This window comes from Nocardioides lacusdianchii, assembly GCF_020102855.1.
Classification (GTDB): domain Bacteria; phylum Actinomycetota; class Actinomycetes; order Propionibacteriales; family Nocardioidaceae; genus Nocardioides; species Nocardioides lacusdianchii.
Map to the genome: position 1 here is coordinate 89,090 of NZ_JADHZD010000012.1, position 25,728 is coordinate 114,817.

23 protein-coding genes are annotated in these 25,728 nt (G+C 72.1%); 4 read left to right on the forward strand and 19 right to left on the reverse strand.

The features are described from left to right. The 7 genes from IRX98_RS16565 to imuA' form a co-directional block, all read right to left on the reverse strand. Complete coding sequence (locus IRX98_RS16565; RefSeq protein WP_224278650.1) at positions 1 to 1,566, reverse strand: peptide chain release factor 3; 1,566 nt, start codon at positions 1,564 to 1,566, stop codon at positions 1 to 3. A gap of 50 nt (positions 1,567 to 1,616) precedes the next feature. Then, a complete protein-coding gene (locus IRX98_RS16570) occupies positions 1,617 to 3,080 on the reverse strand; it encodes a protein adenylyltransferase SelO (RefSeq protein ID WP_224278651.1) in 1,464 nt (487 codons plus the stop codon). Beyond that, positions 3,077 to 4,363, reverse strand: a complete 1,287-nt coding sequence (locus IRX98_RS23580; RefSeq protein ID WP_224278652.1) for an MFS transporter — start codon at positions 4,361 to 4,363, stop codon at positions 3,077 to 3,079. Before IRX98_RS23580 ends, IRX98_RS16570 begins: the two co-directional genes overlap by 4 nt. Before the next feature lie 201 nt (positions 4,364 to 4,564). Next, positions 4,565 to 6,208 carry an ABC-F family ATP-binding cassette domain-containing protein gene (locus tag IRX98_RS16580; RefSeq protein WP_224278653.1) on the reverse strand — a complete coding sequence of 548 codons (1,644 nt, stop codon included), beginning with the start codon at positions 6,206 to 6,208 and terminating at the stop codon, positions 4,565 to 4,567. A gap of 176 nt (positions 6,209 to 6,384) precedes the next feature. Further along, on the reverse strand, positions 6,385 to 9,780 hold the full coding sequence (locus IRX98_RS16585) for an error-prone DNA polymerase (RefSeq protein ID WP_224278654.1): 3,396 nt from the start codon (positions 9,778 to 9,780) through the stop codon (positions 6,385 to 6,387). Between the two features lie 21 nt (positions 9,781 to 9,801). After that, the gene (locus IRX98_RS16590; protein ID WP_224278690.1) at positions 9,802 to 11,373 is read right to left on the reverse strand and encodes a Y-family DNA polymerase; all 1,572 of its coding nucleotides are present in this window, start codon (positions 11,371 to 11,373) and stop codon (positions 9,802 to 9,804) included. 16 nt (positions 11,374 to 11,389) lie between these two features. Next, entirely contained in the window at positions 11,390 to 12,055 is a 666-nt protein-coding gene (gene imuA' / locus IRX98_RS16595) for a DnaE2-dependent mutagenesis accessory factor ImuA' (RefSeq protein ID WP_224278655.1), read from the reverse strand. Positions 12,056 to 12,164: 109 nt separating this feature from the next. Between imuA' and IRX98_RS16600 the strand changes: the two genes are divergently transcribed. Beyond that, positions 12,165 to 13,634, forward strand: coding sequence for a phospholipase D-like domain-containing protein (locus IRX98_RS16600; RefSeq protein WP_224278657.1), 1,470 nt, complete (start codon positions 12,165 to 12,167; stop codon positions 13,632 to 13,634). Between the two features lie 23 nt (positions 13,635 to 13,657). On the opposite strand, the gene IRX98_RS16605 is transcribed toward IRX98_RS16600, so the two are convergent. From IRX98_RS16605 to IRX98_RS16630, 6 genes are all read right to left on the reverse strand, one after another. Beyond that, complete coding sequence (locus IRX98_RS16605; RefSeq protein WP_224278658.1) at positions 13,658 to 14,377, reverse strand: SigB/SigF/SigG family RNA polymerase sigma factor; 720 nt, start codon at positions 14,375 to 14,377, stop codon at positions 13,658 to 13,660. A gap of 300 nt (positions 14,378 to 14,677) precedes the next feature. Next, positions 14,678 to 14,824: a hypothetical protein gene (locus IRX98_RS16610; protein WP_224278659.1), complete on the reverse strand. Its 147-nt coding sequence runs from the start codon at positions 14,822 to 14,824 to the stop codon at positions 14,678 to 14,680. Between the two features lie 97 nt (positions 14,825 to 14,921). Next, the gene (locus IRX98_RS16615) at positions 14,922 to 15,203 is read right to left on the reverse strand and encodes a Fe-S cluster assembly protein HesB (protein WP_224278660.1); all 282 of its coding nucleotides are present in this window, start codon (positions 15,201 to 15,203) and stop codon (positions 14,922 to 14,924) included. A 159-nt stretch (positions 15,204 to 15,362) separates the two neighbouring features. Then, positions 15,363 to 16,034 (reverse strand): GerMN domain-containing protein, encoded by a 672-nt coding sequence (locus IRX98_RS16620; protein WP_224278661.1) that lies wholly within the window; start codon positions 16,032 to 16,034, stop codon positions 15,363 to 15,365. After that, a complete protein-coding gene (locus tag IRX98_RS16625; RefSeq protein WP_224278662.1) occupies positions 16,031 to 17,404 on the reverse strand; it encodes a HAMP domain-containing sensor histidine kinase in 1,374 nt (457 codons plus the stop codon). The genes IRX98_RS16620 and IRX98_RS16625 overlap by 4 nt, the downstream gene beginning before the upstream one ends. Before the next feature lie 8 nt (positions 17,405 to 17,412). Then, the gene (locus tag IRX98_RS16630) at positions 17,413 to 18,153 is read right to left on the reverse strand and encodes a response regulator transcription factor (RefSeq protein ID WP_224278663.1); all 741 of its coding nucleotides are present in this window, start codon (positions 18,151 to 18,153) and stop codon (positions 17,413 to 17,415) included. Between the two features lie 146 nt (positions 18,154 to 18,299). Here IRX98_RS16630 and IRX98_RS16635 point away from each other — a divergent pair, with 146 nt between their 5' ends. Together IRX98_RS16635 and IRX98_RS16640 are read left to right on the forward strand one after the other, a co-directional pair. Next, complete coding sequence (locus IRX98_RS16635; protein WP_224278664.1) at positions 18,300 to 18,710, forward strand: PRC-barrel domain-containing protein; 411 nt, start codon at positions 18,300 to 18,302, stop codon at positions 18,708 to 18,710. A 140-nt stretch (positions 18,711 to 18,850) separates the two neighbouring features. Then, a complete protein-coding gene (locus IRX98_RS16640; RefSeq protein ID WP_224278666.1) occupies positions 18,851 to 19,564 on the forward strand; it encodes a haloacid dehalogenase type II in 714 nt (237 codons plus the stop codon). 27 nt (positions 19,565 to 19,591) lie between these two features. On the opposite strand, the gene wrbA is transcribed toward IRX98_RS16640, so the two are convergent. From wrbA to IRX98_RS16670, 6 genes are all read right to left on the reverse strand, one after another. Then, entirely contained in the window at positions 19,592 to 20,182 is a 591-nt protein-coding gene (gene wrbA / locus IRX98_RS16645) for an NAD(P)H:quinone oxidoreductase (RefSeq protein WP_224278668.1), read from the reverse strand. 61 nt (positions 20,183 to 20,243) lie between these two features. After that, a complete protein-coding gene (locus tag IRX98_RS16650) occupies positions 20,244 to 20,771 on the reverse strand; it encodes a hypothetical protein (protein ID WP_224278670.1) in 528 nt (175 codons plus the stop codon). A gap of 278 nt (positions 20,772 to 21,049) precedes the next feature. After that, positions 21,050 to 21,781: an alpha/beta fold hydrolase gene (locus IRX98_RS16655; RefSeq protein ID WP_224278671.1), complete on the reverse strand. Its 732-nt coding sequence runs from the start codon at positions 21,779 to 21,781 to the stop codon at positions 21,050 to 21,052. 22 nt (positions 21,782 to 21,803) lie between these two features. Next, the gene (locus tag IRX98_RS16660) at positions 21,804 to 22,745 is read right to left on the reverse strand and encodes a sigma-70 family RNA polymerase sigma factor (RefSeq protein ID WP_224278672.1); all 942 of its coding nucleotides are present in this window, start codon (positions 22,743 to 22,745) and stop codon (positions 21,804 to 21,806) included. A 36-nt stretch (positions 22,746 to 22,781) separates the two neighbouring features. Beyond that, positions 22,782 to 23,996, reverse strand: coding sequence for a hypothetical protein (locus IRX98_RS16665; protein ID WP_224278673.1), 1,215 nt, complete (start codon positions 23,994 to 23,996; stop codon positions 22,782 to 22,784). Between the two features lie 155 nt (positions 23,997 to 24,151). Next, entirely contained in the window at positions 24,152 to 24,754 is a 603-nt protein-coding gene (locus tag IRX98_RS16670) for a dihydrofolate reductase family protein (protein WP_224278674.1), read from the reverse strand. A 100-nt stretch (positions 24,755 to 24,854) separates the two neighbouring features. On the opposite strand from IRX98_RS16670, the gene IRX98_RS23585 reads away from it, so the two are divergent. Next, positions 24,855 to 25,706, forward strand: coding sequence for a helix-turn-helix domain-containing protein (locus IRX98_RS23585; protein ID WP_224278675.1), 852 nt, complete (start codon positions 24,855 to 24,857; stop codon positions 25,704 to 25,706). Positions 25,707 to 25,728: the final 22 nt, after the last annotated feature.

The following is a 25,728-nucleotide window of genomic DNA, read 5'->3' on the forward strand; positions in this document are numbered from 1 at the left end:
TCAGCTCCCGCCTGCAGGAAGGGCCTCGAGCACCAGCTCGGGGTTGTCGCGCGCGGTGACCATCGCACGCCACTGGTCCACGAAGAGTGCGAGGTGGGTGCCGTCACTGCGCTGCAGCACCTCGACACCGCGCACCCCGGCGAGAGCCGTCGCTCCGGCGGCGTCGGTGCGCCGGGCGACCTGGTAGTCGAGGCGGGACAGGCGGATGGGGGAGTTGAACTCGTTGGTCATCCGGTCCTCGACGACCTCGAACTGCATCGGGCCGACCGCGGCCAGGACCGGGTTCTGGTCGCCACGCAGGTCCGAGCGCAGCACCTGCACCACGCCCTCCTGGTCCAGCTGCTCGATGCCGCGGCGGAACTGCTTGTAGCGGCCGATGTCGCCCGCGCTGGCGGTCACGAAGTGCTCCGGGGCGAAGCTCGGCACGGGCGGGTACTCGATCGGGTCGCCGACGTAGACGGTGTCACCGACGCGCAGCGACTGGGCGTTGACGAAGCCGATGATGTCGCCGGGCTCCGCTGTCTCGACCGACTGGGTGTCGCGGCCGAAGACCGACTGGGCGAACTTCGTGGCGAAGGGACGACCGGTGGACGCGTGCGTGACGACCATGCCGCGCTCGAACTCGCCGGACACCACGCGGGCGTAGGCGAGGCGGTCGCGGTGGGCGTTGTTCATGCCCGACTGCACCTTGAAGACGAAGGCACTGAAGTCGTCCTCGACCTTGCGCACCGAGCCGTCGACGCCCTCGGTGGGGCTGGGGTCGGGCGCGATGTCGAGCAGCAGGTCGAGCAGCTGCGCGACACCGAAGTTCTGCAGTGCCGAGGCGAACATGACGGGCGTGGTCTCGCCGGCGAGGAAGCGGTCCTGGTCGTGGTCGGCCTCGTCGAGGGTGAGCAGCTCGTGCTCCTCGACGGCGTCGGCCCACAGGGGGGCGTCGACCTCCTCGACCTCGGCCGGGCCCATCCGCCGCTCGGGGGCGCGGGTCGCGCCGCCGGCCGTGCGGGTGTACTTCACGAACTCGCCCGTACGCCGGTCCAGCACGCCGCGGAAGTCGCCGGCCTCGCCGACCGGCCAGGTCAGCGGCGTGGGCCGCAGGCCGATCTTCTGCTGGATGAGGTCCATCAGCTCCAGGGCGGACAGGCCGGGACGGTCCCACTTGTTGATGACCGTCATGACCGGGATGCCGCGCAGCGCGCAGACCTTGAAGAGCTTGAGCGTCTGCGGCTCGAGCCCCTTTCCGGCGTCGACCAGCATCACGGCGGAGTCGACCGCGGAGAGCACCCGGTAGGTGTCCTCGGAGAAGTCGCTGTGGCCCGGGGTGTCGACCAGGTTGATGACGTGGTCGCGGTAGACGAACTGCAGCGCCGCGGAGGTGATCGAGATGCCGCGCGCCTTCTCCATCGCCATCCAGTCCGACACCGTCGCGCGGCGGTCCCCCTTGCCGTGCACGGCGCCCGCCTCGGTGATCACCCGGGCGTGCAGGGCGAGCGCCTCGGTGAGGGTCGACTTGCCGGCGTCGGGGTGGCTGATGACGGCGAACGTACGGCGGGGGCGGGTGTCGGGCACCGGCAGAATCTACCGCCGCGAGCCCCGAGCGTCGCTTTCGCCGGTCACGCTCAGGTCCCGCAGAAGGTGCGGTAGGCGCCGAACGACTCGGGTGCCGGCTCGGTGTAGCGCTCCAGCCCGGGGCGCTCGTCGTACGGCGTCGAGACGACCTCGACCAGCCGCTCGAACGGCGCCAGGTCGCCGCCCGTCGCGGCGACGAGGGCCTCCTCGACCAGGTGGTTGCGCGGGACGTGGACCGGGTTGGTGCGGTCCATCACGGTGGCGTCCGGGCCGAGCGCGCGCCAGCGCTCCATCCAGGCGTCGATGCCGGCGAGGTCGAGGAACAGGCTGCGGGCGGGCTCCGCGTCACCACGTGCGGCGGCGCCGAGGCGGCGGAAGAGCATGGTGTGGTCGACGTGGTCGGTCCGCATGAGGTCGAGCAGGTCGTTGGCCAGGCTCGCGACCGTCTCGTCGGGGACGGACGCCGCGAGGCCGAGCTTGTCGCGCATGCCCCGCGTCCAGGCGGCGGAGTAGAGGGACCGGAAGCGGCCGAGTGAAGCGGTCGCGATGGCGACGGCCTCGTCCTGCTCGTCGGCCAGGAGCGGCAGGAGGGACTCGGCGAAGCGGGCGAGGTTCCACTCCGCGACGACCGGCTGCTGGCCGAAGGCGTAGCGCCCGGCGGTGTCGATCGAGCTGAACACCGTCGCGGGGTCGAAGGCGTCGACGAAGGCGCAGGGGCCGTAGTCGATGGTCTCGCCGGAGATGGTCACGTTGTCGGTGTTCATCACGCCGTGCACGAACCCGACCAGCATCCACCGCGCCACGAGCTCGGCCTGGGCGGCCATGACGGCCTCGAAGAGGGCGAGGTGGGGCTGCTCGGCGTCCGCGGCGTCGGGGTGGTGGCGGGCGATGGCGTGGTCGGCCAGGCGGCGCAGGAGGTCGACGTCGCCGGACGCGGCGGCGTACTGGAAGCTGCCGACGCGCAGGTGGCTGCTTGCGACCCGGGCCAGCACCGCACCGGGCAGCAGGACCTCGCGCTCGACCTGCGCGCCGGTGGCAACGACGCCGAGGGAGCGCGTGGTCGGGATGCCGAGGGCGTGCATCGCGACGCTCATCACGTGCTCGCGCAGCATCGGCCCGACCGCGGCGAGCCCGTCGCCGCCACGGGAGAACGGCGTTCGGCCCGAGCCCTTGAGGTGCAGGTCGCGCACCCGGCCGGAGGTGTCGGTGAGCTCGCCCAGCAGCAGCGCCCGTCCGTCGCCGAGGCGCGGCGACCAGCCACCGAACTGGTGGCCGGCGTAGCCCTGGGCCACGGGAGTGGCGCCGTCCGGCAGCCGGTTGCCGGTGAGCAGCCCGAGCCCGTCGGGCCCGCGGAGCCAGGCGGGGTCGAGCCCCAGCTCTGCGGCCAGGGACTCGTCGAGGGCGAGCAGCCGTGGCTCGGCCACCTCGCGGGCCTGCCACGCGAGCGCCAGCTCGGGCAGCTCGTCGGCGAAGCGGTGGTCGAGGGCGAGGGTCGCCGACTCTGTCGTGGTCACTTCCTCGACGATACGCCCGGGCCCGAGGCGCCCTGCAGGGCCGGCTCGTCCGACGGCACGGGACGCTGGTCCGCGTCGGCCCGGGCCGTGGCGGTCCGCAGCCGCCGCTGCTGGCTCGTCATCAGGACCACCGCGAGCACGGTGGCGCCGACGGTCACGCCGAAGGCGGCCGTCGCGCCGGAGGCGTCGGCGAACCGGCCGGCGAGGCTCGAACCGAGGGCGTAGCCCAGGCCGGTGGCGCTAGCCAGCATCGTCATCGCCGCCCCGACCCGGGCCGGCGGGACGACCCGCTCGGCGAGGGAGAAGACCGCGATCATGTAGGGCGCCACGGCGACGCCGAGGAAGAGGACGGTCACGGTGGCGGTGACCAGCGACCCGACGACGAGCAGCGGCAGGGACAGCACGAGCAGCGCCCAGGCAGCCACGAGGGCCCGGCGCTCGTGCCCGATCCGCTCGGGGACGTACGCCGTCGCGAGCCCGGCGACCGCGCTGCCGACGCCGAGCGTGGCGTGCACCAGGCCGGCAACACCCGGCGTGCCGGCGTCGGTGGCGAGCACCGTCGCGCCGGTCTGCGTCGCGCCGAAGAGCATGCCGATCGAGAGCTGCGCGCCGACGAGGACGGCGTACGCCGGGGTGACGAGGCGTCCCGTCCCGGCGGGGCGCTCCTCGGCGTGGGTGAGCCGCGCGGACGGGTCGAGCGCGAAGGCGGAGCCGAAGACCGCGAGCAGCGCCGCGGCGAGGAGCAGGGCGCCGGAGGGGGAGACGGCGGCGACGGAGAGGCCGACGAGGGCGGGGCCGATCGCGAAGGACGCCTCGTCGGCGGCCCCCTCGTAGGAGAACGCGGCGTCGACGAGGCGGCGCTGGTGCCCGCCGGTGGCGCGGGTCAGCGGGCGCCACCGCACGCGGGCCAGCGGGCCCACCTGGGGGAGCAGGAGGCCGGTGGCCGCGGCGGCCAGGACGACGGTCCCGTTGCCGGAGTCGTTGCCGACCGCCGTCACGAGCAGCACCAGTCCGGTGGCGCCGAGCAGGGACTGCGCCAGGACGACGGGTCGCTGGCCGAAGCGGTCGGCGAGCGTCCCGGCGACCGGGGCACCGACGGCGTTGGCGACCGCGAGCGCGCCGGCGCTGAGGCCCCCGAGGCCGTAGCTGCCGGACGCGGTGGAGACGAGGAGGAGGGTGCCGAGCTGGCTCATGGCCAGCGGGAGGCGGCCGACGAAGGCGACGAGCACGTAGGTCGGGCCGGCGATCTGGAGGAGTCGTCGGTAGGAGGCGAGAGGTGTCACGGGGGTCCTTGAGGGTGCGTCGGAACGACGCGCCGAACCCACCTCCAAGACGCGTGTAACCCTCTGCTGGGACCAGTCTAGGGATGGGACGGGCAGCGCACGGAATCCGGCTGCGCCGCTCCACGGCTGGACGTCATGGCGAGTGGTCCTCCGGACAACCAGGCGCCATGACGTCGTCGTCCCCGACCCGTGGTCGTGCGCTCAGACGTGGCGCACCTCGACGCGACCGCCCTCGACGTCCCACCGCTGGTCGAGCCGCACGTTCTCGAGCAGGCGGCGGTCGTGCGAGACGAGCAGCAGCGCGCCGTCGTACGACGCCAGGGCCTGCTCGAGCTGCTCGATGGCCGGCAGGTCGAGGTGGTTGGTCGGCTCGTCGAGGACGAGCAGGTTGACTCCGCGCGCCTGGAGGAGCGCCATCGCGGCCCGGGTGCGCTCGCCGGGGGAGAGGCGGCCGACCTGGCTGGTCACCTGGTCGGCCTTCAGGCCGAACTTCGCCAGCAGGGTGCGGACCTCCGCCTGTGTCAGCTCGGGCACCTGCGCCTCGACGGCCTCGCCGAGCGAGAGCGCCTCGTCGAGCCCGGTGCGGGCCTGGTCGATCACGCCGATCGCGACCGACGCGCCCAGCGACGCGGAGCCGGTGTCGGGGTCGGCATCGCCCAGCAGCAGGCGCAGCAGCGTGGTCTTGCCGGCGCCGTTGGGCCCGGTGATGCCGATCCGGTCGCCGGCCTCGACCTGCGCGGAAACCGGGCCGAGCGCGAAGCCGCCGAGTCGCAGCGTGGCCTCGTTGAGGGTGGCGACCACCGTGCTCGAGCGCGGCGCCGCGGCGATGTCGAACTGGAGGACCCATTCCTTGCGCGGCTCCTCCACCTCGTCGAGCCGCGCGATCCGCGACTCCATCTGCCGCACCTTCTGGGCCTGCTTCTCCGACGACTCGGTCGCGGCCTTGCGGCGGATCTTGTCGTTGTCGGGGTTCTTCTTCATCGCGTTGCGCACGCCCTGCGAGCTCCACTCGCGCTGGGTGCGGGCCCGCTTGACCAGGTCGGCGCGGGTGTCGGCGTACTGCTCGTAGGCCTCGCGCGCGTGGCGCCGCGCGACGGCGCGCTCCTCGAGGAACGCGTCGTAGCCACCGTCGTAGACGCTCACCTGGTGCTGGGCAAGGTCGAGCTCGACGATGCGCGTCACGCAGCGCGCGAGGAACTCGCGGTCGTGCGAGACGAGGACCACCCCGCCGCGCAGGCCCTGTACGAAGGCCTCCAGCCGGGCCAGCCCGTCGAGGTCGAGGTCGTTGGTCGGCTCGTCCAGCAGGACGACGTCGAAGCGACTCAGCAGGAGCGCCGCCAGCGCCACGCGGGCGGCCTGGCCGCCCGACAGCGACGTCATGAGGGCGTCCGGTCCGACGTCGAGGCCGAGGTCGTCGAGCACGGGCGCGATCCGGTCCTCGAGGTCGGCGGCCCCGCTCGCCATCCAGCGGTCGAAGGCGACGGCGTACGCGTCGTCCGCTCCGGCGTCGCCGGACCCCAGCGCAGCCGCGGCCGTCTCCATCGCCTCGGTCGCCTCCGCAGCGCCGGTGCGGCGCGCGACGTAGTGGGCGACGGTCTCGCCCGGCACCCGCTCGTGCTCCTGGGGGAGCAGGCCGACGAAGGCGTCGCGGGGTGCGCACGACACCGAGCCGGCCATCGGCGTGGTCGCGCCGCCGAGCAGCGACAGCAGCGTCGACTTCCCGGCACCGTTGGCGCCGACGACGCCGATCACGTCGCCGGGGGAGACGGTGAGGTCGAGACCCTCGAACAGGACACGGTGACCGTGCCCGCCGGCGAGGTCCTTCGCGACGAGGGTGGCGCTCACGCCACGTGCTCGTTCAGGAGGACGGAGCGACCGAGGGGCGTGCGGATCGTGGCGTGCAGGAGGACCTGCGGGGTGCTGCTCATCAGGGGTCGTCCTTCGTGACGTGGCTGCCGGGCGTCGAGGCGTCCCGATTGTGCCGCAGCCGTCGCTCGTCAGGACGACCGCGTGAGCCCGCCTCACCGGAAGTCGCGCGACGACGCCCGCGCCTGCAGCACCGCGCCTGCCCCGGGCACGACGACATCGATGCCCTCGACCTTGTCGGCGACGAGGTTGGTGACGCCCTCGTTGCGCTCGAGCCGCCCGCGGATGACCACGGCGACGCGGTTGCGGGCGGCCTGCCGGTGCGCCTTCATGACCCCGATCGAGCACACGACGTTGAGCATGCCGGTCTCGTCCTCGAGGTTGAGGAAGGTGACGCCCATCGCCGTCCCCGGTCGCTGCCGGTGGGTGACGAGCCCGGCGACGTGGACGCGACGCCCGGCCTCGTCGGTCGCGAGGTCGGCCACGGACCGGATGCCGGCGCGGCGCAGCTCGTCGCGCAGGTGCTCGACGGGGTGCCGCTCGGGCGAGATCCCGGTGGCCCAGAGGTCCGCGAGGGTGAGCTCGGGCTCGCTCATCCCGGGCAGCGTGGGCGCGGCCGGCGCCGGGGTGGTGCCCGGGAGGTGGTCGGCGCCCTCGGCGAAGCCTGCGGCCCACAACGCCTCGCGGCGGTCGAGCCCCCAGGCGTCGAACGCGCCGGCGGTGGCCAGCGCCTCGAGCTGGGTCGTGGTGAGGTCCGCCCGCCGGGACAGGTCGGTGACACCGGCGAAGGGTGACTCCTCGCGGGCCACGACGATCCGGCGCGCCACATCGAGACCGATGCCGCGCACCGAGTCGAGGCCGAGGCGTACGGCGAGCGCCGCGTCGCGACGGTGCCCGGGCACCGGGTCGGGGGTCCCTGGCACCCACTCGGTCCGCTCGAAGCGCGGCCGGCAGCACGCGTCGGGGCCGGTGGGCGCGACCGGGCCGACGACGACCCCCTCGAGGTCGGCCTGCGCCGAGGAGCGGGTCACGTCCGGACGGCGTACGTCGACCCCGTGGCGCCGCGCGTCGGCGACCAGCGACTGCGGGGAGTAGAAGCCCATCGGCTGGTTGCGCAGCAGCCCGGCGAGGAACGCGGCCGGGTAGTGGAGCTTGAACCACGACGAGGCGTAGACCAGCAGCGCGAAGGACAGCGCGTGCGACTCCGCGAAGCCGAAGTTGGCGAAGGAGAGGATCTTGACGTAGATCGAGTCGGCCAGCTCGCCGGTGATGCCGCGTCGCCGCATGCCGGAGTAGAGCTTGGCCTTGACCGACTCGATCCGCTCCACCCCGCGCTTGGACCCCATCGCGCGGCGCAGCAGGTCGGCGTCGTCGCGGCTGCAGTCGCCGAGGGTGACCGCCATCGCCATCAGCTGCTCCTGGAAGAGCGGCACGCCCTTGGTGTGCTCGAGCACGGGGACGAGCTCGGGGTGGTCGTAGGTGATCGGCTCCTTGCCGGTCGCGCGGCGGACGTAGGGGTGCACGGCGCCGCCCTGGATCGGACCGGGGCGGATCAGGGCGATCTCGATGGCGAGGTCGTAGAACTCCCGGGGACGCAGCCGCGGCAGCGTCCCGATCTGCGCACGGCTCTCGACCTGGAAGACGCCGATCGAGTCCGCCCGGCAGAGCATGTCGTAGACCGCCGGCTCCTCCTTGGGCATCGTCGCGAGGTCCCACTCCTCACCGAGGTGCTCGGCGACCAGCCGCATCATGTGGTCGAGCGCGCCGAGCATCCCGAGACCGAGCAGGTCGAACTTCACCAGCCCCATCGACTCGCACGCGTCCTTGTCCCACTGCAGCACCGTGCGGCGGTCCATCCGCCCGCGCTCGATCGGGCAGACCTCGCCGATGGGTCGCTCGGTGAGCACCATGCCGCCGGAGTGGATGCCCAGGTGGCGTGGCGCACCCATCAGCTCCTCGGCGAGGGCCACGACCTGAGGGGGTACGTCGTGGGCGTCGGGGTCGCCCTGGTCTCCTGCCACGACAGACTTCCAACCGTCGATCTGCTTGGACCAGGCGTCCTGCTGGCCCTGGGAGAAGCCGAGGGCCTTGGCCGCGTCGCGCACGGCCATCCGCGGGCGGTAGCTGATGATGTTGGCGACCTGGGCTGCGTTGCGGCGGCCGTAGGTGTCGTAGACCCACTGGATCACCTCCTCGCGCCGGTCGGAGTCGAAGTCGACGTCGATGTCGGGCTCCTCGTCGCGGTGCGCGGAGATGAAGCGCTCGAAGGGGAGCTTGTAGAACACCGCGTCGACCGCGGTGATGCCCAGGGCGAAGCAGACGGCGGAGCTCGCCGCGGACCCTCGGCCCTGGCACAGGATGCGCCGGGAGCGGGCGAAGGCCACGATGTCGTGGACGATGACGAAGTAGCCCGCGAAGTCCTTCTCGGAGATGACCCGCAGCTCGTGCTCGAGCCGCTCGCGGGCCGCGGCCTCGTGGGGGACTCCGGCGTACCTCTCGGCGAAGCCGCGCTCGGCCAGCACCCGCAGCCAGGAGTCGGCGGTGTGGCCCTCGGGGATCTGCCGTTTCGGCAGGGCGGGCGAGGCCTTGCGCAGGTCGAAGGCCAGCTCGTCGGCGAGGCTCACGCTGCGCTCGATGGCTCCGGGGTGGGCTGCCAGCGCGGTCGCCATCTCCTCGCCGCTGCGCAGGTGGGCGGCGCCGGACAGGTCGAGCCAGCCGTCGAGGTCGGCCAGGCTGCGGCGGGCGCGGACGGCGGCCATGGCCGAGGCGAGGCGCGCCTGCCGCGGAGTCGCGTGGTGCACGTTGCCGGCCGCCACGACGTCGAGGCCGTGGACGGCCGCGAGCCGGGCGAGCGAGGTGTTGGCCGCGTCGGCCCCCGGCTGCGGCGACAGCTCGACGAGGACGTGCTCGATGCCGAAGAGCGACGTCAGCCGGTCCAGCGCCTCGGCCGCAGCCGCCTCGCCGCCGGTGGCCAGCGCCTGGCGGACGCTGCCCTTGCGGCACCCGGTGAGCACCGCCCAGTGGCCGCGCCCCCGCTCGCCGAGCTCGCCGAGGTCGTAGACCGGTCGGCCCTTCTCGTCACCGCGGAGGTGGGCGTCGGTCATCGCGGCAGCCAGGCGGTGGTAGCCCTCGACACCCCGCGCCAGCACCAGCAGGTGGCTGCCCTCGGGATCGGGTACGCCGTTCTGTGGCCCGCCCAGCCCGAGCGAGAGCTCGGCGCCGAAGACCGTCGGCAGGTCGTAGGCCTCGGCGGCCTCGGCCAGCATGGGCGCGGCGTAGAAGCCGTCGTGGTCGGTGACGGCCAGCGCGTGGAGGCCCAGACGCACCGCCTCCTCGACGAGCTCGGCGGGTGAGCTGGCACCGTCGAGGAAGCTGAAGTGGCTGTGGCAGTGCAGCTCGGCGTAGGGCGTCGTCGCGACCGGGCGCTCGATCACCCGCGCCTCGGTGGAGGCGCGCTTGCGCCGTGACACCGGTGCGTCGTCGGCGCCGGGGAGCCCGCTGAGCCGGCGCTCGAGCTCCTTCCAGTGCATGGCCGGGTTGTTCCAGCCCATCAGTGCACCCCCACGCGGTGGTCAGTCATAGCCGGCCTCCAGCGACCACCCCTCGGGCCCGCGCAGCAGCAGCCACGCCCGCCCGTCGGCGCCGACGACCTGGAAGCGCGCGCTCGGACCGGCGCCTCCCGACCACCAGCCCTCGTCGGTCGGCCAAGGGCCGGCCCAGGCGGTCACGGGCTGCCAGGGCAGGACGCCGTCGCCGAGCCGGAAGCGTCGCGGCTCGCCGGTCACCACGCCGCGGTCGGTGACGCGCACCTCGCGCCCCGCGTCGTCGACGACCTCGGCGAGCGGGGGAGTGGCGAAGACCCGCACGGGCGCCGGCCCCGGTACCCGGCCAGGCCACGGTCGGTCCACGGGGCGCAGGTCCACCGCGCGCTCGCCCCAGGGCACGAGCGACTGCCGGGCGGCCGGGCTGCGGCCGCCCTGCAGCACCGGACGGCGTACGGCGTCGAAGCCGACCATGCCCTGCACCCGGGCCACGCCACGCTCGACGAGGTCGTCGGAGGCCGACCCCCACAGCGCCTCGCCGTGGGCGGCGGCGGACTCGACCACCTCCGGGACGAACCGGACCAGCTCGATCGGCGCCCGCACCTCGCCGGACTGCTTGCGCGCGCGCAGCGAGCCGCCGGGCCCGCTCGTGGAGCCGGCCGACTGGAGCTGCCAGTGCACCCGGTCGACCAGGTCGCGCGCGGAGAAGTGGCGCGGGTGCAGCCAGGTGCGTGCCGAGCAGACCACGCCGTCGGACTCAGCCTCGACCCGGACGCCGGTGGCGACGAGCTGGCGCTGCGCCAGCTGGGAGAGGAACCGCTCGGCGGTGGTGCGGACGCTGAAGGTGATCGCCTCGACCGACTCCAGCGGAGGCTCGAAGACCACGTCGGCGTCCAGCTCGGGCGGGGGAGTGCGGGCGGCGAAGAGCGTGCGGTCCTCGCCGCGGGCACGTCGGCGTACGGCCGCCCCGTGGCTGCCGAGGCGGTGCTCGACGGCGTCGCCCGGCAGGTCGGCCAGGTCGCCGAGCGTGCGCAGGCCCAGGCGCTGCAGCAGGCCGACGAGCTCGCGCCCGCGCGGCCCGTCGTCCTGGAGCACGTGCACGGGCAGGCCGCGGAGAAAAGCGGCGGACCCGTCCGGAGGCACGACGGTCCACGACTGCACGTCGGCAGTGCGCGCCGCCTGCTCGGCGGTGAAGAGGTCGTCGGCGATGCCGAACCGGACGTCCCACACGCCGCTCTCGACCAGCGCCTGGCACACGGTCGCTGCGGCCGCGGTCTCGGTGCCGTACCAGCTGCCGGGAGCGCGCACCGCCAGCAGTCCCGGTCGCAGGGCCGACACCCCAGGGCGCAGGTCCTCCACGACCGACAGGACCGGCCCGAAGGCGCGGGCGTCGCGGTCGGGGTTGGCGGGGAGCAGCACCAGCTCGGGGCAGCGGGCCTGCGCGTCACGCCGTCGCTGCCCGCGGCGTACGCCCTCGGCACGGGCGGGACCGTTGCACACCTCGACGACGTTGGCGTGGAGCACGGCGGCGGGGGAGCGCAGCGACCGGTCGGCCTCGTCGAGCGCGGCGACCACCGACCAGTCGGGGCACCACACGACCATCACCCTCACGGGGTGCTCACCCCGAGACCCGGCGCAGGTCCTGCGTCGACGCGTCGGCCCGGCGCACCCCCGGCCAGGCCAGGTCGGCGCGCTGCGGCGGCCGGGCGCCACGGCGTACGACGACGCGGGCGCGGCGCTCCTGCAGCTGTCCGGTGCCCGAGGAGGGACCGGTCCAGACGGACTCCTCCAGGCTCAGCCGGGCCTCCGCCCGCGGCCAGTCGCCGTGGACGACCAGCACCGAGGACCGGGTGCGCAGGCGCGAGTCGAGGATCCCGGCGGTGCGCTCGTCGACGGCCGCGGGGGCGCGCAGGACCACCACGCGCAGGACGTCGACGAGCGCTGCTGTCACCTCCAGCCAGTGCGGGCCGGGGTCGGGCACGAGCACCGTGCGGGCGAGCTCGATGCCGAGCTCCGCGGCCGCCTCGGCGCCGAAGTCCGCGCAGCCGGCGAAGCCGACCCACTCCCCGGCACGCGACGCCCCGGCCGCCATCGCGAGGGCCAGCGAGGCGGAGTCGACGGCGTACGTCGCACCGGCGTGCATCGGCACCAGGTCCGCCAGTCCGGGCAGGGTCGGGACCGGCTCGCCGGCCGGCTTGCGCTCCATGGCGGCCACCCGCTCGCGCAGCTGCTCGACGACCGAGCGCCCCGGGTCCAGGGCGGCGATCGAGCGGGCGGAGGACATGGCCCCATCATCGAACACGTGTTCGAACGAGTCAAGCGGCGAGGCAACGCCCGAAGCCGGGTGAGGGTACCTATGCTGGCACGGCACCATCCGCAGAAGGGGTCCGGTCGTGTCGAAGCTGTCGATGCTCGTGGGGAGCATCTGTCTGGCGCTGACGGCGTCGCTGGGAGCAGTCGCTCCCGGGGTCGCTGCGTCGAGCGCGTCGCAGGGGGTCGGGGCCGTCCAGGCGGACCTGGCCGCGCAGGCGAAGCCGCAGAAGTCGCGTCGCTGGAAGGCCCCGAGCGGGCCCTTCTTCAACGACCCGCACCTGGCCAAGGGGCACTTCACCATCGAGCGCAAGGTGATCGACACGATCAACCGCACGCCCAAGGGCTCCACGATCCGGATCGCGATCTACTCGCTGGACCGTGTCAACGTCGCGCAGGCGCTGGCCGCCGCGCACCGACGCGGCGTGCAGGTGCAGATGCTGCTCAACGACCACTGGGAGACGGCGGCGATGAAGGTGCTGCGCGCCGAGATCGGCAAGGACCGGCGCCGCAACAGCTGGATCTACAAGTGCCGCAAGAGCTGCCGCGGCGCGGCCAGCGACTTCAACAACCTGCACTCGAAGTTCTACCTCTTCAGCCAGGCCGGCCGGTCCGAGGACGTCATCGCGGTGGGCTCGGCCAACATGACGCGCAACGCCGCGGTCCACCAGTGGAACGACCTCTACTTCACCGAGGGCGACCAGGAGCTGTTCCGCCAGTTCGTCGGGCTCTTCAAGGACATGAGCAAGGACCACGACACCCGCCAGGAGCCGCTCGCCTTCTGCGGCACTCCGCTCCTCGGCGTCTGCGACGACTCGGTCGACAAGCACACGGTCGTCGCCTTCCCGCGGGCGTCGGGTCCGCGCAACGACCTCGTCCTCACCCTGCTCGACCGGGTGCAGTGCCGCAACGTCGACCCCGTCACCGGCGCGGTCACGCGCACCCGCCTCGCCCTGTCGATGCACACCATGCGCGGCGAGCGCGGCGACTACCTCGCCGCCGCGATCCGCAAGAAGTACGTCCAGGGCTGCGACGTCCGGGTCAGCTACGGCCTCATCGGCTACCACACCAAGGGCGTCCTCGGGGCGCCCACGGCGCGGGGCCGGATCCCGCTGCGCTCGACGGGCCTCGACTTCGACACCGAGGACAACTTCGACCTCAACAACGACGGCATCGACGACCTGATCCTCGACTACTACAGCCACCAGAAGTACCTCGTCGTCCAGGGCGCCTACAACGGCGTCCCGAACACCTCGATGGTCCTGACGGGTTCGGTCAACTGGTCGAGCCTCAGCAGCGCCAACGACGAGGTCTGGTTCACCGTGCGGGGCGCGGTCGTGGCGAAGAAGTACCTCCGCAACTTCGACTACCAGTGGAACAACGCCCGCAACTCCCGCAACGCCTACACGACCTCGTACGCCAACTTCCGCGTACGCCGCACGGTGGTGGACGCGGACGGGACCGAGCGCCGGGTCTGGGTCACCGAGCGTCGCCCGGTCACCACGATCGAGCGCGACCCCTACCGCAAGGGTCCCTACTGGGAGGACGACTGAGGCCAGACCTCAGACCTCAGGCCTCAGGCGGCCGGCGCCTGCTCGGACAGGTCGGCGCGCAACTGACGCAGCAGGCGCGCCAGGATCCGTGAGACCTGCGCCTGCGTGAGCCCGAGCAGGTCGGCGATCTCGGCCTGGGTGCGCTCGTCGACGAAGCGCCAGTGCAGGATGCGGCGCTCGCGCTCCGGAAGGTCGGCGATGGCCGTGTCGAGCAGCAGCCGGGCCTCCACCGACGCGAGACCGGGGTCGTGCCAGCCGATGAGGCTGGCGATCGTGTCGCTGCCCTCGCCGGTGCGGGTCTCGAGGGAGGTCGGGCGGAAGCACCCGTCCGCCGAGAGCGCCTCGACCACGTCGTCGAGCTCGGCCCCGAGGTGGGCGGCGATCTCGGAGGGCTGCGGCGAGCGGCCCAGCGCCGCCAGCAGGTCCTGCTCGGCGGTGGCGATGCGCGCCTGCAGCTCCTGCAGCCGCCTCGGCACCCGGATCATCCAGCCCGAGTCGCGGAAGTGGCGACGCAGCTCGCCTCGGATCGTCGGGGCGGCGTACGCCATGAAGTCGTTCCCGGCGGTCGGGTCGAAGCGCTGGGCGGCCTTGGTGAGGCCGACGAGGGCGACCTGCTCGAGGTCGTCGAGGTCGATGCCGCGGTTGCGGTAGCGCGCCGCCATGGCCCTGGCCACGGTGACGTTGGCCTCGATCAGCTCGTGGACCAGGCGACGACGCTCGATGGCGGTGGTGGCCGATCGCATGAGGTCGATTGCAGCTGCCGTGCGGCGGGCGGGCGAGACATCCGCGTCGGGCCCCGCAAGGGAGTGGGGCTCGACGTGCTGGGGGACGATCGCAAAGGTGGCCACGAGATCTCCTTGACGGTCATGGGTGTCACTGGTGGTTGCCCGGGTGGGGCGTGACCCGAGTTTCTCGATGGCGAAGGGCGTCCGACAGCCGAAAAGCGAAACGTCGTACAAAGGGTCGACAGGACCGGTTTCCGGGCCGGCTCGAGGCGTCCGTCTGGCGGCGCATACTCGTGCCATGCAGAGGAGCGCGGACTTCTACTTCGAGGTGGAGGCCGTGCTGCCGTTCCCGCGCGAGCAGGTGGCGGCGTACGCCGGTGACCCCGCCCGCGCGCCGGAGTGGTACGCCACCATCGACTCGGTGCGCTGGCAGACCCCGCCGCCGGTCGCGGTGGGGTCACGCATGGACTTCGTCGCGGCGGGACGCTCATGCGGCTGCGCAACAGGGGGAACCTGGCACGGCTGGGGAGCGCTTGTCAGGGCCCTGACGGCTGGGCGCCGCTCAGTGACGGTTCCGCACGACGAAGTGCACCCGTCCGTTCCTGGTGACCGCGTCGAGCAGGCGACCACGCACCCGCGGCACGGCGGGCTCGTCGAGGAAGACGCGGGCACCATCGCGCTCGACCACCTGGTCACCGCGCTCCGGTCCGGCAGCCGTCGCGACGCCGAGGGCGCTCTCGTCCGCCCCCTGCGACGAGATCCGGAGCCCCGACGTCGCGCTGACACGAGGGTGGGACGTCACCCGTCGGACGACCTCACGTGCCTTCGTGGTCATGGTGAACACGGTTCGCTCCTCTCGTGGTGCGTTGCCGGGTCGAGGCCCGGCCCTGCTCCTCCATCAAGGCACCACCCGGTTCGCCGGGCAAGGAGACCGAACGAGGTGGAGCCGGATCGACGGGCGCTGGTCACCGAGCCGTCACACGACTGTCACAGCTCGTCGGGATCAGCGGTCCTCGCCCGGGCAGCCGAGGTCGGGCGGCACCTCGGGGGACTGCCCACCCCCGCGGAGCAGCTCGGCGTAGTCGTCCGCCGTCACCGGCCCCTCCGCGAGCGCGCCCCCGGGGAGGGGCGCCTCGACGGGACGACCGGAGGCGACCAGCTCGAGCGCGTCGACGTCGGGCGCGGAGGTCACCGACAGCACCAGCTGCCCGACCGCGAACGGCAGTCGCTCGGGATCCCCGAGGTCGATGAGGTCGACGTCCACGCGCGCGAGGCCATTGGTGATCGACACCAGCCGGAGGCCGGCCGACGGGGGCAGTGCCGAGGCCAACCCCGCCTCGCGCTCCTCCGTCGTGGGGGCCGCTGCCAGCGTGCGGAGTGTCGTCTCGACCACGTCGGTGGCGGCATCCTGGCACGACGCCGCGACCGCCGCCGGAACCAGAGCGTCGTCCCCGCGCAGCCACAGGACGACGGGGACGCCGCGCAGTGGAGAGCCGGGCGTGGTCGCGTCCTCGGCACCCGGGGCGCTGTCCAGCAGCTCGTAGGGCACGGGCGTGTCGACGGTGCGGGTCCGGTCCTCGTCCGGGAGACCGCAGCCCACGAGCGCCAGCGCGAGCGCTAGGGGCACCAGCACGTGCCGCGCCATCCCGCGACGACCAGCGGGGGACCAGCTCACGTCTGCTCACCCCGCGAGTCGACGAGCGGCAGGTCGACGACGAAGGCCGTCTCGTCGCCGGTCGAGCTGCACCTGACGTGCCCGCCGTGCCGGTGGACCGTCTCGGCGACGAGGCTCAGCCCCAGCCCGCTGCCGGTCCCGGGCCTGGACGACCCGGCTCGCGCGAAGCGCTCGAAGATCCGGGTCCGGTCCTCGTCCGGCACGCCGGGACCGCGATCGACGACCCGGATCTCCGCACGGCCGTCGCGTGTGCGGACCTCCACGCCCACGAGTCCCTCGCCGTGGAGGTCGGCGTTGTCGTAGAGGTTGACCAGGGCGCGGACCATCTGCGCGCGGTCGACGTCCACGAGCGGGTCGTCCCCTTGGCCCGTGCTCGGCGCGACCACGAGGTCGACGGGTCGACCGCTGGCTGCGAGGGCCTGCCGGACGAGCTCGCGGGCGCCGGTCACCGCGACGCGCGAGTCGTCCAGCCCGGCCTCGAGTCGTCCGAGGGCGAGGAGGTCCTCGAGCGCGCGGCGGAACCGGGACAGCTCGTCGGACATCAGGCCCACCGCCTGGCGCGAGCGCGGGTCCAGTTCCTCCGAGCGCTGGAGCAGCGCCAGGCTGGTGGTGAGGGTGGTGACCGGCGTGCGGAGCTCGTGACTGACGTCGGCGGCGAACCGGGCGTCGCGCTGGATGCGTTCGTGCACGGCGTCCACCATGTGGTTGAACGAGCTCACCAGGGAACCCAGGTCCGGGTCGCGGGTGTCCTGCAGCCGGGTGCCGAGGTTCCCGGCGGAGATCTCCCCGGCCGCACGGGTGACCTCGGCGAGCGGCTCCAGGAGGCGCGTGCTCGCCAGTCGCCCGAGCCCGGCTCCTGCGACGGTCGTGAGCGCGGCGCCGAGGAGGAGCGCCAGGGCGAGGGTGTGGAGCGTGGCGTCGAGCTCGTCCGCGACGGCCACCTCGTAGTACTCGGCATCGACGGCGGGCAGGGGGATACCGACCACGACCGAGTGGGGATCGGTGCGCGCCGTCCACCCGAGCCCGACGCGGCCGTCCGCGACGGCTGGGCGCACCACGGCGGTCAGGTCGTCGCCCGGCTGGTCGAGGCTGGAGGAGTACCACGTCCCCTGGCGCCGCACGAGCATCGTCGCGCCGGCCGGCGGCGCGACGGCGCCGAGGGCCTCGGCCACGCCGGTGCCCGAGGTCCGCAAACCGTCCCGGACGAGGGCGGCGTCGGCGTACGCCTGGCGCAGGGCAGTGCGCTCGCGCTGCTCCACCAGCAGGTGACGGGCTGACACGTACGTCCCCAGGGAGAGGGCGACCGACAGGAGAAGTGCTCCGATGGCGAAGGCAGCCGTCACCGACGAGCGCAGGCCCGGTCGCCGCACCCGGGAGGTCATCGTGCGTCGAGCCGGTAGCCGAGTCCTCGCACGGTCACGATGCTCTGCGGCTCGGTGGGCTCGAGCTCGAGCTTCTTGCGCAGTCGCCGCACGTGGACGTCGACGATGCGCTCGTCCCCGAAGAAGCCCCGGTCCCAGACGTGCTCCAGCAGGGCCGTACGGCTCAGCACTCGGCCGAGGTGGTCGACGAGGACGGAGAGCAACCGGAACTCGGTCATCGTCAGGTGGATCTCGCGGTCGCCCCGCAGCAGCTGTGCCGCGGCGCGCCGGAAGACCAGCGGGCCCTCGACGGAGTCCAGCACGACCTCGTCCTGCGGCTGGCCTCCGTCCACCCGCGGCGGCTGCTCGCCGCCGGTCGTCGTCGGCGGGACGGCGAGGGCCGGACGACGGAGCAGTGCGCGGATGCGTGCCTGCACCTCCTCCACGTCGAAGGGCTTCGTGACGTAGTCGTCGGCACCGGCCTCGAGCGCCGACACGATGTCCTCGACGCCGTCGCGCGCGCTGATGACCACGATCGGGGCCTCGGTCACCGGACGGGCGCGCCGGATGAAGGTGAACCCGTCGACCCCACCGAGCATCAGGTCGACGAGCATCAGGTCGACGCCCCCCTCGACCAGCGCCAGGGCCCGATCGGCGGCGCTCGCCTCGACGACCTCGTAGCCGTCGTCCTCGAGCACCATCCGGAGCGACGTGCGCAGTCCGGCGTCGTCCTCGAGGACCAGAACTCGCGTGGGCATGTCGTCCATCGTCGCATCGTCGCCCCTTCCGGACGTCACGCCCGGAGCGCCGACCGGCAATGTCACGCAACTGCAATGTGGGTCCACGCCTCCTTGTCACACTCCGCTGCCATCGTGGACGCCCCGCCCACCGCAAGGAGTCACCGATGACGACCACCCTCGAGCTGCTCCCGCTCACCGGGACCGACCTCGGCCTCGCGGACGACCGGGACGACGTGCGCGGCATGACGGTCCTGGACGTGCGCGACCACCGGGTCGGTGAGGTGGAGGAGATCCTGGTCGATGCGGACGAGCGGCGTGCGCGGATGCTCGTGGTCGCGTCGGGCGGTGTCCTGGGTCTGGGGGACCACCACCGGCTGGTGCCCGTGGACGCCGTGTCGGGCGTGCGCGCCCACGTGCGCCTCGAGCGCAGCGACCTGCACGTGGAGTCGGGGTTCGACTACGACCCCGACCTCACCGGACCGGTGGACTACCGCCCGGTCTACAGCTACTTCGGCTACACGCCGTTCTGGGAGGACGGCTACCGCACGCCGTACTTCCTCGACCGGCGCTGGTGAGGGCCCGACGACGTACGGGCTAGTGGGGAAGCACGTCCCCGGGGACCAGGGGCCCCGGGGACGTCCTCCTGACAGCCGGGTCCGCGAGACTGGTGGTCTCGCACGCCTGACACCGATTGCGTGCCGGACGAGGAGGTCCCATGACCGACGCAAGCAGCGCTGACCGGCCCGCGACTCCGGAGGGGCCGCAGCGACCTCGGGTCCTGGTCTTCGACGTCAACGAGACGCTGTCCGACATGGCGCCGCTGTCGGCGCGCTTCGAGGACGTCGGCGCACCGGCGCACCTCGCGAAGCTCTGGTTCGCCGAGCTGCTGCGCGACGGCTTCGCGGTGACGGTCGCCGGTGACCTCCGGCCCTTCGCCACGCTGGGCGCCGAGGCGTTGCGGGTGCGCCTGCACGGACAGCAGCTCGACCGACCGCTCGAGGACGCCGTCGACCACGTCATGCAGGGCTTCTCCGAGCTCGCGGTCCACCCGGACGTCGTCGAAGGTGTCCGTGTCCTGGGCGACGTCGGGATCCGGCTCGTGACCCTGAGCAACGGGTCCGCCAGCGTCGCCGACACCCTCCTGCAGAGCGCCGGTGTGCGTGACCGCTTCGAGCGGCTGCTCACCGTCGAGGACGCGGGCGTGTGGAAGCCGGCGCCCGGGGCGTACGCCCACGCGCTGGCCGAGTGCGGCGTCGAGCCTGCGGACGCGATGCTCGTCGCGGTGCACCCGTGGGACATCGACGGCGCGAGTCGTGCCGGACTGGCCACCGCCTGGATCAACAGGACAGGCGGTCGCTACCCGTCATACTTCGCGGTGCCGGACGTCGAGGCAGCGTCGCTCGTCGAGCTCGCCGACGCGCTGACGTGACGGCAGGGAAGGTTGGTCGGCCCTCGGTCAGTCCTCGAGTCGCTTCGCGATCGACAGCACCCGCGTGACCAGGTGGTCCAGGGCCGTGTTCGCGGTCTCGTCGACCCCGCCCGCTCCGGTGACCACGCCGACGCCGTAGGGGTTGCCGTCGTTGAACTTGGTCTGGTCGGTGTAGCCCGGCGGCACGATGATGCCGCCGAAGTGGGCGAACGTGGTGTGCATCGCCAGGATCGTGGACTCCTGACCGCCGTGCAGCGTCTGGCTCGAGGTGAAGGCCGCGTAGACCTTGTCGGCCAGCTTGCCCTCCTGCCACAGCGGCCCGAGCGTGTCGATGAAGGCCTGCAGCTGGCTGGTGATGTGTCCGTAGCGCGTGCCGGATCCCATGATCACCGCGTCGGCCCAGTCGAGGTCGTCGGGCTCGGCGACGGGCTGGTCTGCGACGGAGGCGGCGTGCGCGGCCCAGCCCTCGACGCTCTGGACCACCTCGTCAGGAGCGGTCTCACGCACCCGGCGCAACCGGACGTCGGCGCCCTGCGCCTCGGCGGTCTCGGCCAGGCGGGAGGCCATCTCGTGAGCGGTGCCGTAGCTCGAGTAGTAGATGATCGAGAGGTTGGTCATTCACCGACGCTAACCACCCGGCGACAAGGACGAACCCCCCGGACGGGTGGTCGGGATCGAGCTACACATAGGCCAGCATCGACATCCCGTCGGAGGAGTAGCACTGGTAGGGCCCCGACGGCGTGGCCAGCAGCGCCGGGGGTACGTCGAAGCGGCGCAGCACGTCGCAGAACCGGGGCTCCTGCGCTATGAGCGCGCGCGGCGACCGCCAGCCGCGCGGCGTCCGCACGTAGATGAACTGCGCGCCACCGCACGAGTTCTCGTCGGCGGTCGCCCAGCCGTCGCTGCGCCAGCGGTGCACCATGACCTGCCCGGACTCGTAGCAGTCGTGGCTCGTCAGGTAGCGCACCCGCTTGGCGACGTAGGTCCTGAAGGAAGGCGACGTCCGGCGCAGCTTGCGCTCGACCTGCCCCGGCCGCGAGATGCGTACGCCGTCGCCGAAGCTGACTGTGCGCACGCCGGCGCCGGCCGCGCGGTCGGTGCTCGCCGAGGACGAGGCCGTGCCCGGCGACAGGACGAGGAGTCCCGCGGCCAGGATCGCCGTCACGGAGGTGCGTACGAGGCTGCTCCGGACCCGCGTGGTGTTCATGCCCGTGACGCTAGTGCCGAAGGGGGCCGGGACGGTCCGCTTTCGGTTCCGGAAGGAGGTGAAAGCGGCGGGCGCGCCCGTCACGCACGACGTCCCCCGGCAACCTCGGTTGCCGGGGGACGCGTTCGACGATCACTGGCCCCTCAGGGCCGCCTGTCAGATGTCGTAGTAGTGAATACATCGGCGCGCTGACCTGCGAGGACGTCTTCTTGAAGACCTCGTGGGGTGCAATCGGTACGCAGGTGCATCGCGAAGAACGGCACCCTGACTGGTCACGTTCAGACGGTATCTGTGCGCCGGATCGGCATCAGTGTCGCCGACGGATCTGTGCTCAAGAACGTGGCAACGACGTCCTTGACGAGGTCGGGGTGCTCCATCAGAAGCAGGTGACTCGCATGGGGTACGACCGCCAGCTGAGCTCGCGGAAGGGCGCGATACATCGCGATGGTGTGCTCGAGGGTGACGAGGTCGTCGTCCCCGGCGAGGACGAGTGTCGGGCAGGTGACGGCGAGCAGCTCGCTTGGTTTCGGGCTCGCCTCGGTCGCAACTGCATCGACGATCTTGCGCACCACCACGTGGAGGTGGTCTCGACCATCGGGAGAGACCTCGTCGTACGCGTCGAGAATCTGCTCCGGCAGCGCGCCACCGGCTGATGGCTTGAAGACCAGCCCGCCGGGATCGAAGGCGGCGCTGACCAGCACGAGCTTCTCCACGAGGTCAGGACGGAGGAGAGCAAGTCGCAGCGCGACGGTGCCGCCGGCGCTGTAGCCGACCAGCTTGGCTGGGCCGCCGACGACGTCCTCCAGGAAGGCGATCGTGTCTCGCGCCATGAGCTCGACGGTGATCGGGCCAGGCATGTCGGGCGTGCGCCCGTGACCTCGTCGGTCTGGAAGGTAGAGCCGGAAGTTTGACGCGAGCTGGTCGAGATTGCCGTCGAAGCAGCGGCTGTCGGTGAGTCCGCCGTGCAACAGCACGACGGGTTCGCCCGATCCACGCTCGTCGTGCCACATGGATGCAATGTTCGTCATGCCTCTACATACGCACCGGTTGTTCGAGAGTCATCGGTAGGCCGAACGTGGGCATGAGGGACGGTTCTAGGAACGTGGTGACGCGTTCGATGCCGGTGCCGCGCAGGTCGATGACAGCCACCCCCAAAGCTTCGCCGTCCCGGTAGAGACCGAAGGCCGGCGACCCATTGGCAGAGGTGCGCACCAACTGGTCGTTGGCGCACACGGTGGCGCCGCCGAGGAGGGCCTCATGGATCGCCGCCCGTCCCTGCAGCCACCACAGGTAGGGGGGCATCGACATCGTGGCGTCTTCATGCAGGAGCGCGACCAGAGCCGCCATGTCATGCGTGGTGAACGCCTCTACGTAGCGGGACAGCAACGACTCGTCATGTGGGCTGAGGTCTACATCGTGGGGGCGGGGGAGAGCCATCGTGGTCCGCGCGCGCTGGAGGAGGCTGTTGACGGCGGTCGGGCTCGTGTTGAGCAGGTCGGCGACCTCCGCGGCGGACCAGCCCAAGACCTGCCTGAGGATCAGCACAGCGCGCTGTCGGGGCGGGAGCTGCTGGAGCGCGGCCACGAAGGCGAGCCGAATTGTCTCTCGCTGGACGGCAAGTTCCGCGGGGTCGCCATCATCGGATAGAACGCGATGGTCCGGCACCGGTTGAACGAAGCGCGAGAGGTTGACGGCCGGGCCGGGGTCCGGACCTGGTGTAGAGGCCGACGTCAGGTCCATGGCCAAGCCACGGCGCTGGCTGCTGCGCAGCATGTCGATGCAGACGTTGCTCGCTATCCGGTACAACCAGGTACGCAGCCCGGCCTTGCGCTCGTCGAAGCTGTCGGCTTTCCGCCAGGCGCGGATCATCGTCTCCTGGACGGCGTCCTCGGCCTCGCCGAGATCGGCGAGCATGCGGTAGCAGTATCCGGTCAGGTCGACACGGTGGCCTTCCAGGCGCTCCTCGAACCCCACCAGCCTGAGTCTAGGAGCTGCTGTCGCTCGGGACCGTCAGTTGCGCGATTCGCTCGTCCATACGCCGCTCTCGTTGCCGTCATCGCCGACGAGCGGGACTCGGTCGCCGTTCGTTGCCGCCATCAGGGTGTGATCGCTCGCGGTGGCTGGGCGCATCGGGGCAGGGAGCCTGCGCCAGGCCGAGTTGCCGAGAGGTGTGCCCCACAGTTCGTAGGTGTCGCCGGTGCTGACGGTGGCGAGCAGTTCGTCCTGCGTAGTGGCCGCCGAAGCGACGTACGGCGTTCCTCGCCAAGAACCGGCGACGCGACCGAACTCGACCGCAGGCTGCCAACCCCGGTCTGTGCGTGTCCACGACGCAAAGCGATCTCCAGAAAGGCCGACGGCCTGGAGGTGGCCGTTTGGGAGGAGCACTGCTCGGTGCATGTCCTCGGGCGTTGAGCTCGACGGCACGTCCTCGGGCGCCCACCTCAGCCCGTCGGAGGAGGTCCAGACGGCCGGGTCCCGGTCTGCCATCGACCCGCGCTGTGCCCCGCCGCCGACCAGGGTCCACCCGCTCGCGTCCCAGATGCCCGACTGGGCGATTGCCTCGTAACCGGTGGGACCCGTCAGCGCGGGCTCGCCCTCGACTTTGGTGAAGGCGCTGGGATCGTCGGTGACCCAGACGCCAGGTCCGGAGAGCCGGTTCCCGGCGATCAGCCAGCCTTCCGAGCTGCCCGCGATCGGTCCGACGCCTGTCGCGGTGGCGCCGCCGTACTGGGTGAACACCGCAGGGACGTCCACCAGCGACCGGTCGCTGTTCTGCTTGAAGGTGGTCACACTTGGGTTGCCGTGGGCGCCTCCAGATCGTGCTCCCACGACCGCAATCCGGTCGCGGGAGCAGGCGATCGAGTTGAGGATCGCTCGGTGTCCCCAGTAGGTCGTGGTGTTGATGGTGACGGGCGCCCACCAGACGCCATCCGTCGATGACCAGGCGGCTGGGCGTGTGTCTCGCGTCTGCGATGGCTCGTCCAGGTAGACCGCACCCACCAGCCACCAGGCGTCGTCACACCAGGTGGCGTTGCGGAAGACGCTTCGGCCCGGAAGCCCGGGGTGCTGCGGGACTGTGCCGCGAACCCACGCGCGGTCGGCCGCCGGGGTCGAGGGCCGTTCGGAGGTGCATCCGGCGAGGGAGACGCTCAGCGACACCAGCACGGCCATCCATCCCCGGCGGGGGCGTCGCGAGCCCACGCGCGGATGGTGATGGTCGGTCATGTGTTCTCCTGTGCGGGCACGTCGGATCGGTTGGTGAGGCACGGGCTCACTCCTCGGCCACCAGCTCTCAGATGACTGTCGGGCACTGCGGCGCACTTGCGCACCGGGTGCTTGTCACAATTCAGCCGTGTGCTGCGCTCCGGCATGGCAGGCAGTCACGCGTCACCGTCGCGGTCGATGTCGTAGGAGAGGACGATGCTGCCCAGCGAGGTGGTGTCGCAGCCGGTCAGCTTCAGCGACAGGGGCGAGGAGAGCTCACCGAAGAGTCGCGTCCCGGATCCGAGCACCAGAGGATGGACGAAGAGGCGCAGTCCATCGATCAGGTCCTGCTGGAGCAGGTGGCGGACCAGGACGCCGCTGCCGAGGACGACGAGGTCTCCGGTGCCGATGGTCTTGAGGCGTTTGACGTTCTCGGCGAGGTCGCCGGCCATGACGGTGGTGTTCTCCCACGTGACGTCGCTGTCATCGATCGTCGAGCTGGCGACGTGCTTGGGGGTGGCGTTGAGGTGCGCGGCCATCAGGTTGCTGTCGGGTTGGTGGGGCCAGAATGCGGCCATCTTTTCGTAGGTCCGGCGCCCGAAGAGGTAGGTGCTGGTTCCTGCCAGGCCGTTGTGTCCGCTCGTGGTGTGGATGGCGTCGGCGAAGCGGGCTCCCCACCCGCCGTGCCTGAACCCTCCCGAACGGTCTTCGTCGGGCGATCCCAGGCCCTGCATGACTCCGTCGACGGACAGGAACTCGATCGCGATGAGCGTGCTCATGATGTACTCCTTTCGGCGCATACCTTCGCGCTCCCCGCGAGGCTCGCCTTGTACGAAATTGACCAGCACGACCGTGTCGACCGGTGGGAAGGGGTGCGACGTGCGTGACGTGGCAGGGCGAGAGCCCGGTCCGGTGCTCGTGAGACACCCGGCGCATCCCGGCCTGCGCGGGATGGTCGCTGGGATGGTGGGCTACCGCGAAGACACCACGCGACGAGTGGTGCGGCGTCAACCGGCGGGGAGCCTGATCCCGCTGGTCGTGTCCTTCGGTCCTCGACTGGAGATCCTCGACCTTTCTCACGGCACGGGGCTGGGGCCGAAGGAGTCCTTCGTCGTCGGCTTGATGCCCGGGCACGCGACCACCGCCTTCGCCAGCAGCCAGCACTGCCTGCAGGTCTACCTGACTCCGCTCGGCGCGGCGCGCCTGCTCGACGCACCCGCGGCTTCCATCGCCTGTTCCGTGGTGGACCTCGCCGACGTCATCCCCGCCTTCGACGAGGGGTTCCGGGAGCGCCTCTGGGCTGCACGCAGCTGGGACCGTCGCTTCGAGGTGATGGATCGTGCGCTGCTGCAACGCCTCGCGGGCTCTGAGTCCGCCGATCCGATGGTGGCCTGGATGTGGCACCAGATCGACCGCAGTCGTGGAACCGCGCGCATCTCGGCGCTGGTGGGGGAGACGGGGCTGAGTCACCGACACGTGTCGTCCCGGTTCAAGCAGACGATCGGCGCGACCCCGAAGGTCGCCGCAGCCGTGGTGCGCTTCGAGTGGGCAGCGCAAGCGCTCCACCGCGCGTCGATCGCCGACGTCGCAGCGGCCTACGGCTATGCCGACCAGAGCCACTTGATCCGCGAGTTCCGGCGTTTCAGCGGCGAGACTCCGACGCAGTTGCGCGAGGCCCGGCGACCCACCGCCCACACCGCCCTCGGAGCCGTCACCGACGACGCCTCCTGAGCACGCGCGGCCACCGGACCTT

Bases quoted from the DNA above. Each gene is read 5' to 3' on its own strand.
- IRX98_RS16590 (WP_224278690.1), bottom strand. From the start codon at position 11,373: ATGGTCGTGTGGTGCCCCGACTGGTCGGTGGTCGCCGCGCTCGACGAG.
- IRX98_RS16630 (WP_224278663.1), bottom strand. From the start codon at position 18,153: ATGCCCACGCGAGTTCTGGTCCTCGAGGACGACGCCGGACTGCGCACG.
- IRX98_RS16655 (WP_224278671.1), bottom strand. From the start codon at position 21,781: ATGTGGCACGACGAGCGTGGATCGGGCGAACCCGTCGTGCTGTTGCAC.
- IRX98_RS16650 (WP_224278670.1), bottom strand. From the start codon at position 20,771: ATGAACACCACGCGGGTCCGGAGCAGCCTCGTACGCACCTCCGTGACG.
- IRX98_RS16635 (WP_224278664.1), top strand. From the start codon at position 18,300: ATGACGACCACCCTCGAGCTGCTCCCGCTCACCGGGACCGACCTCGGC.
- IRX98_RS16665 (WP_224278673.1), bottom strand. From the start codon at position 23,996: ATGACCGACCATCACCATCCGCGCGTGGGCTCGCGACGCCCCCGCCGG.
- IRX98_RS16610 (WP_224278659.1), bottom strand. From the start codon at position 14,824: ATGCGTGACCCCACCGCGACCGGCGGCGGGGTCTGCCAGCGCACCGAG.
- IRX98_RS16605 (WP_224278658.1), bottom strand. From the start codon at position 14,377: ATGCGATCGGCCACCACCGCCATCGAGCGTCGTCGCCTGGTCCACGAG.
- IRX98_RS16670 (WP_224278674.1), bottom strand. From the start codon at position 24,754: ATGAGCACGCTCATCGCGATCGAGTTCCTGTCCGTCGACGGAGTCATG.
- IRX98_RS16585 (WP_224278654.1), bottom strand. From the start codon at position 9,780: ATGGGCTGGAACAACCCGGCCATGCACTGGAAGGAGCTCGAGCGCCGG.
- IRX98_RS16640 (WP_224278666.1), top strand. From the start codon at position 18,851: ATGACCGACGCAAGCAGCGCTGACCGGCCCGCGACTCCGGAGGGGCCG.
- wrbA (WP_224278668.1), bottom strand. From the start codon at position 20,182: ATGACCAACCTCTCGATCATCTACTACTCGAGCTACGGCACCGCTCAC.
- imuA' (WP_224278655.1), bottom strand. From the start codon at position 12,055: ATGTCCTCCGCCCGCTCGATCGCCGCCCTGGACCCGGGGCGCTCGGTC.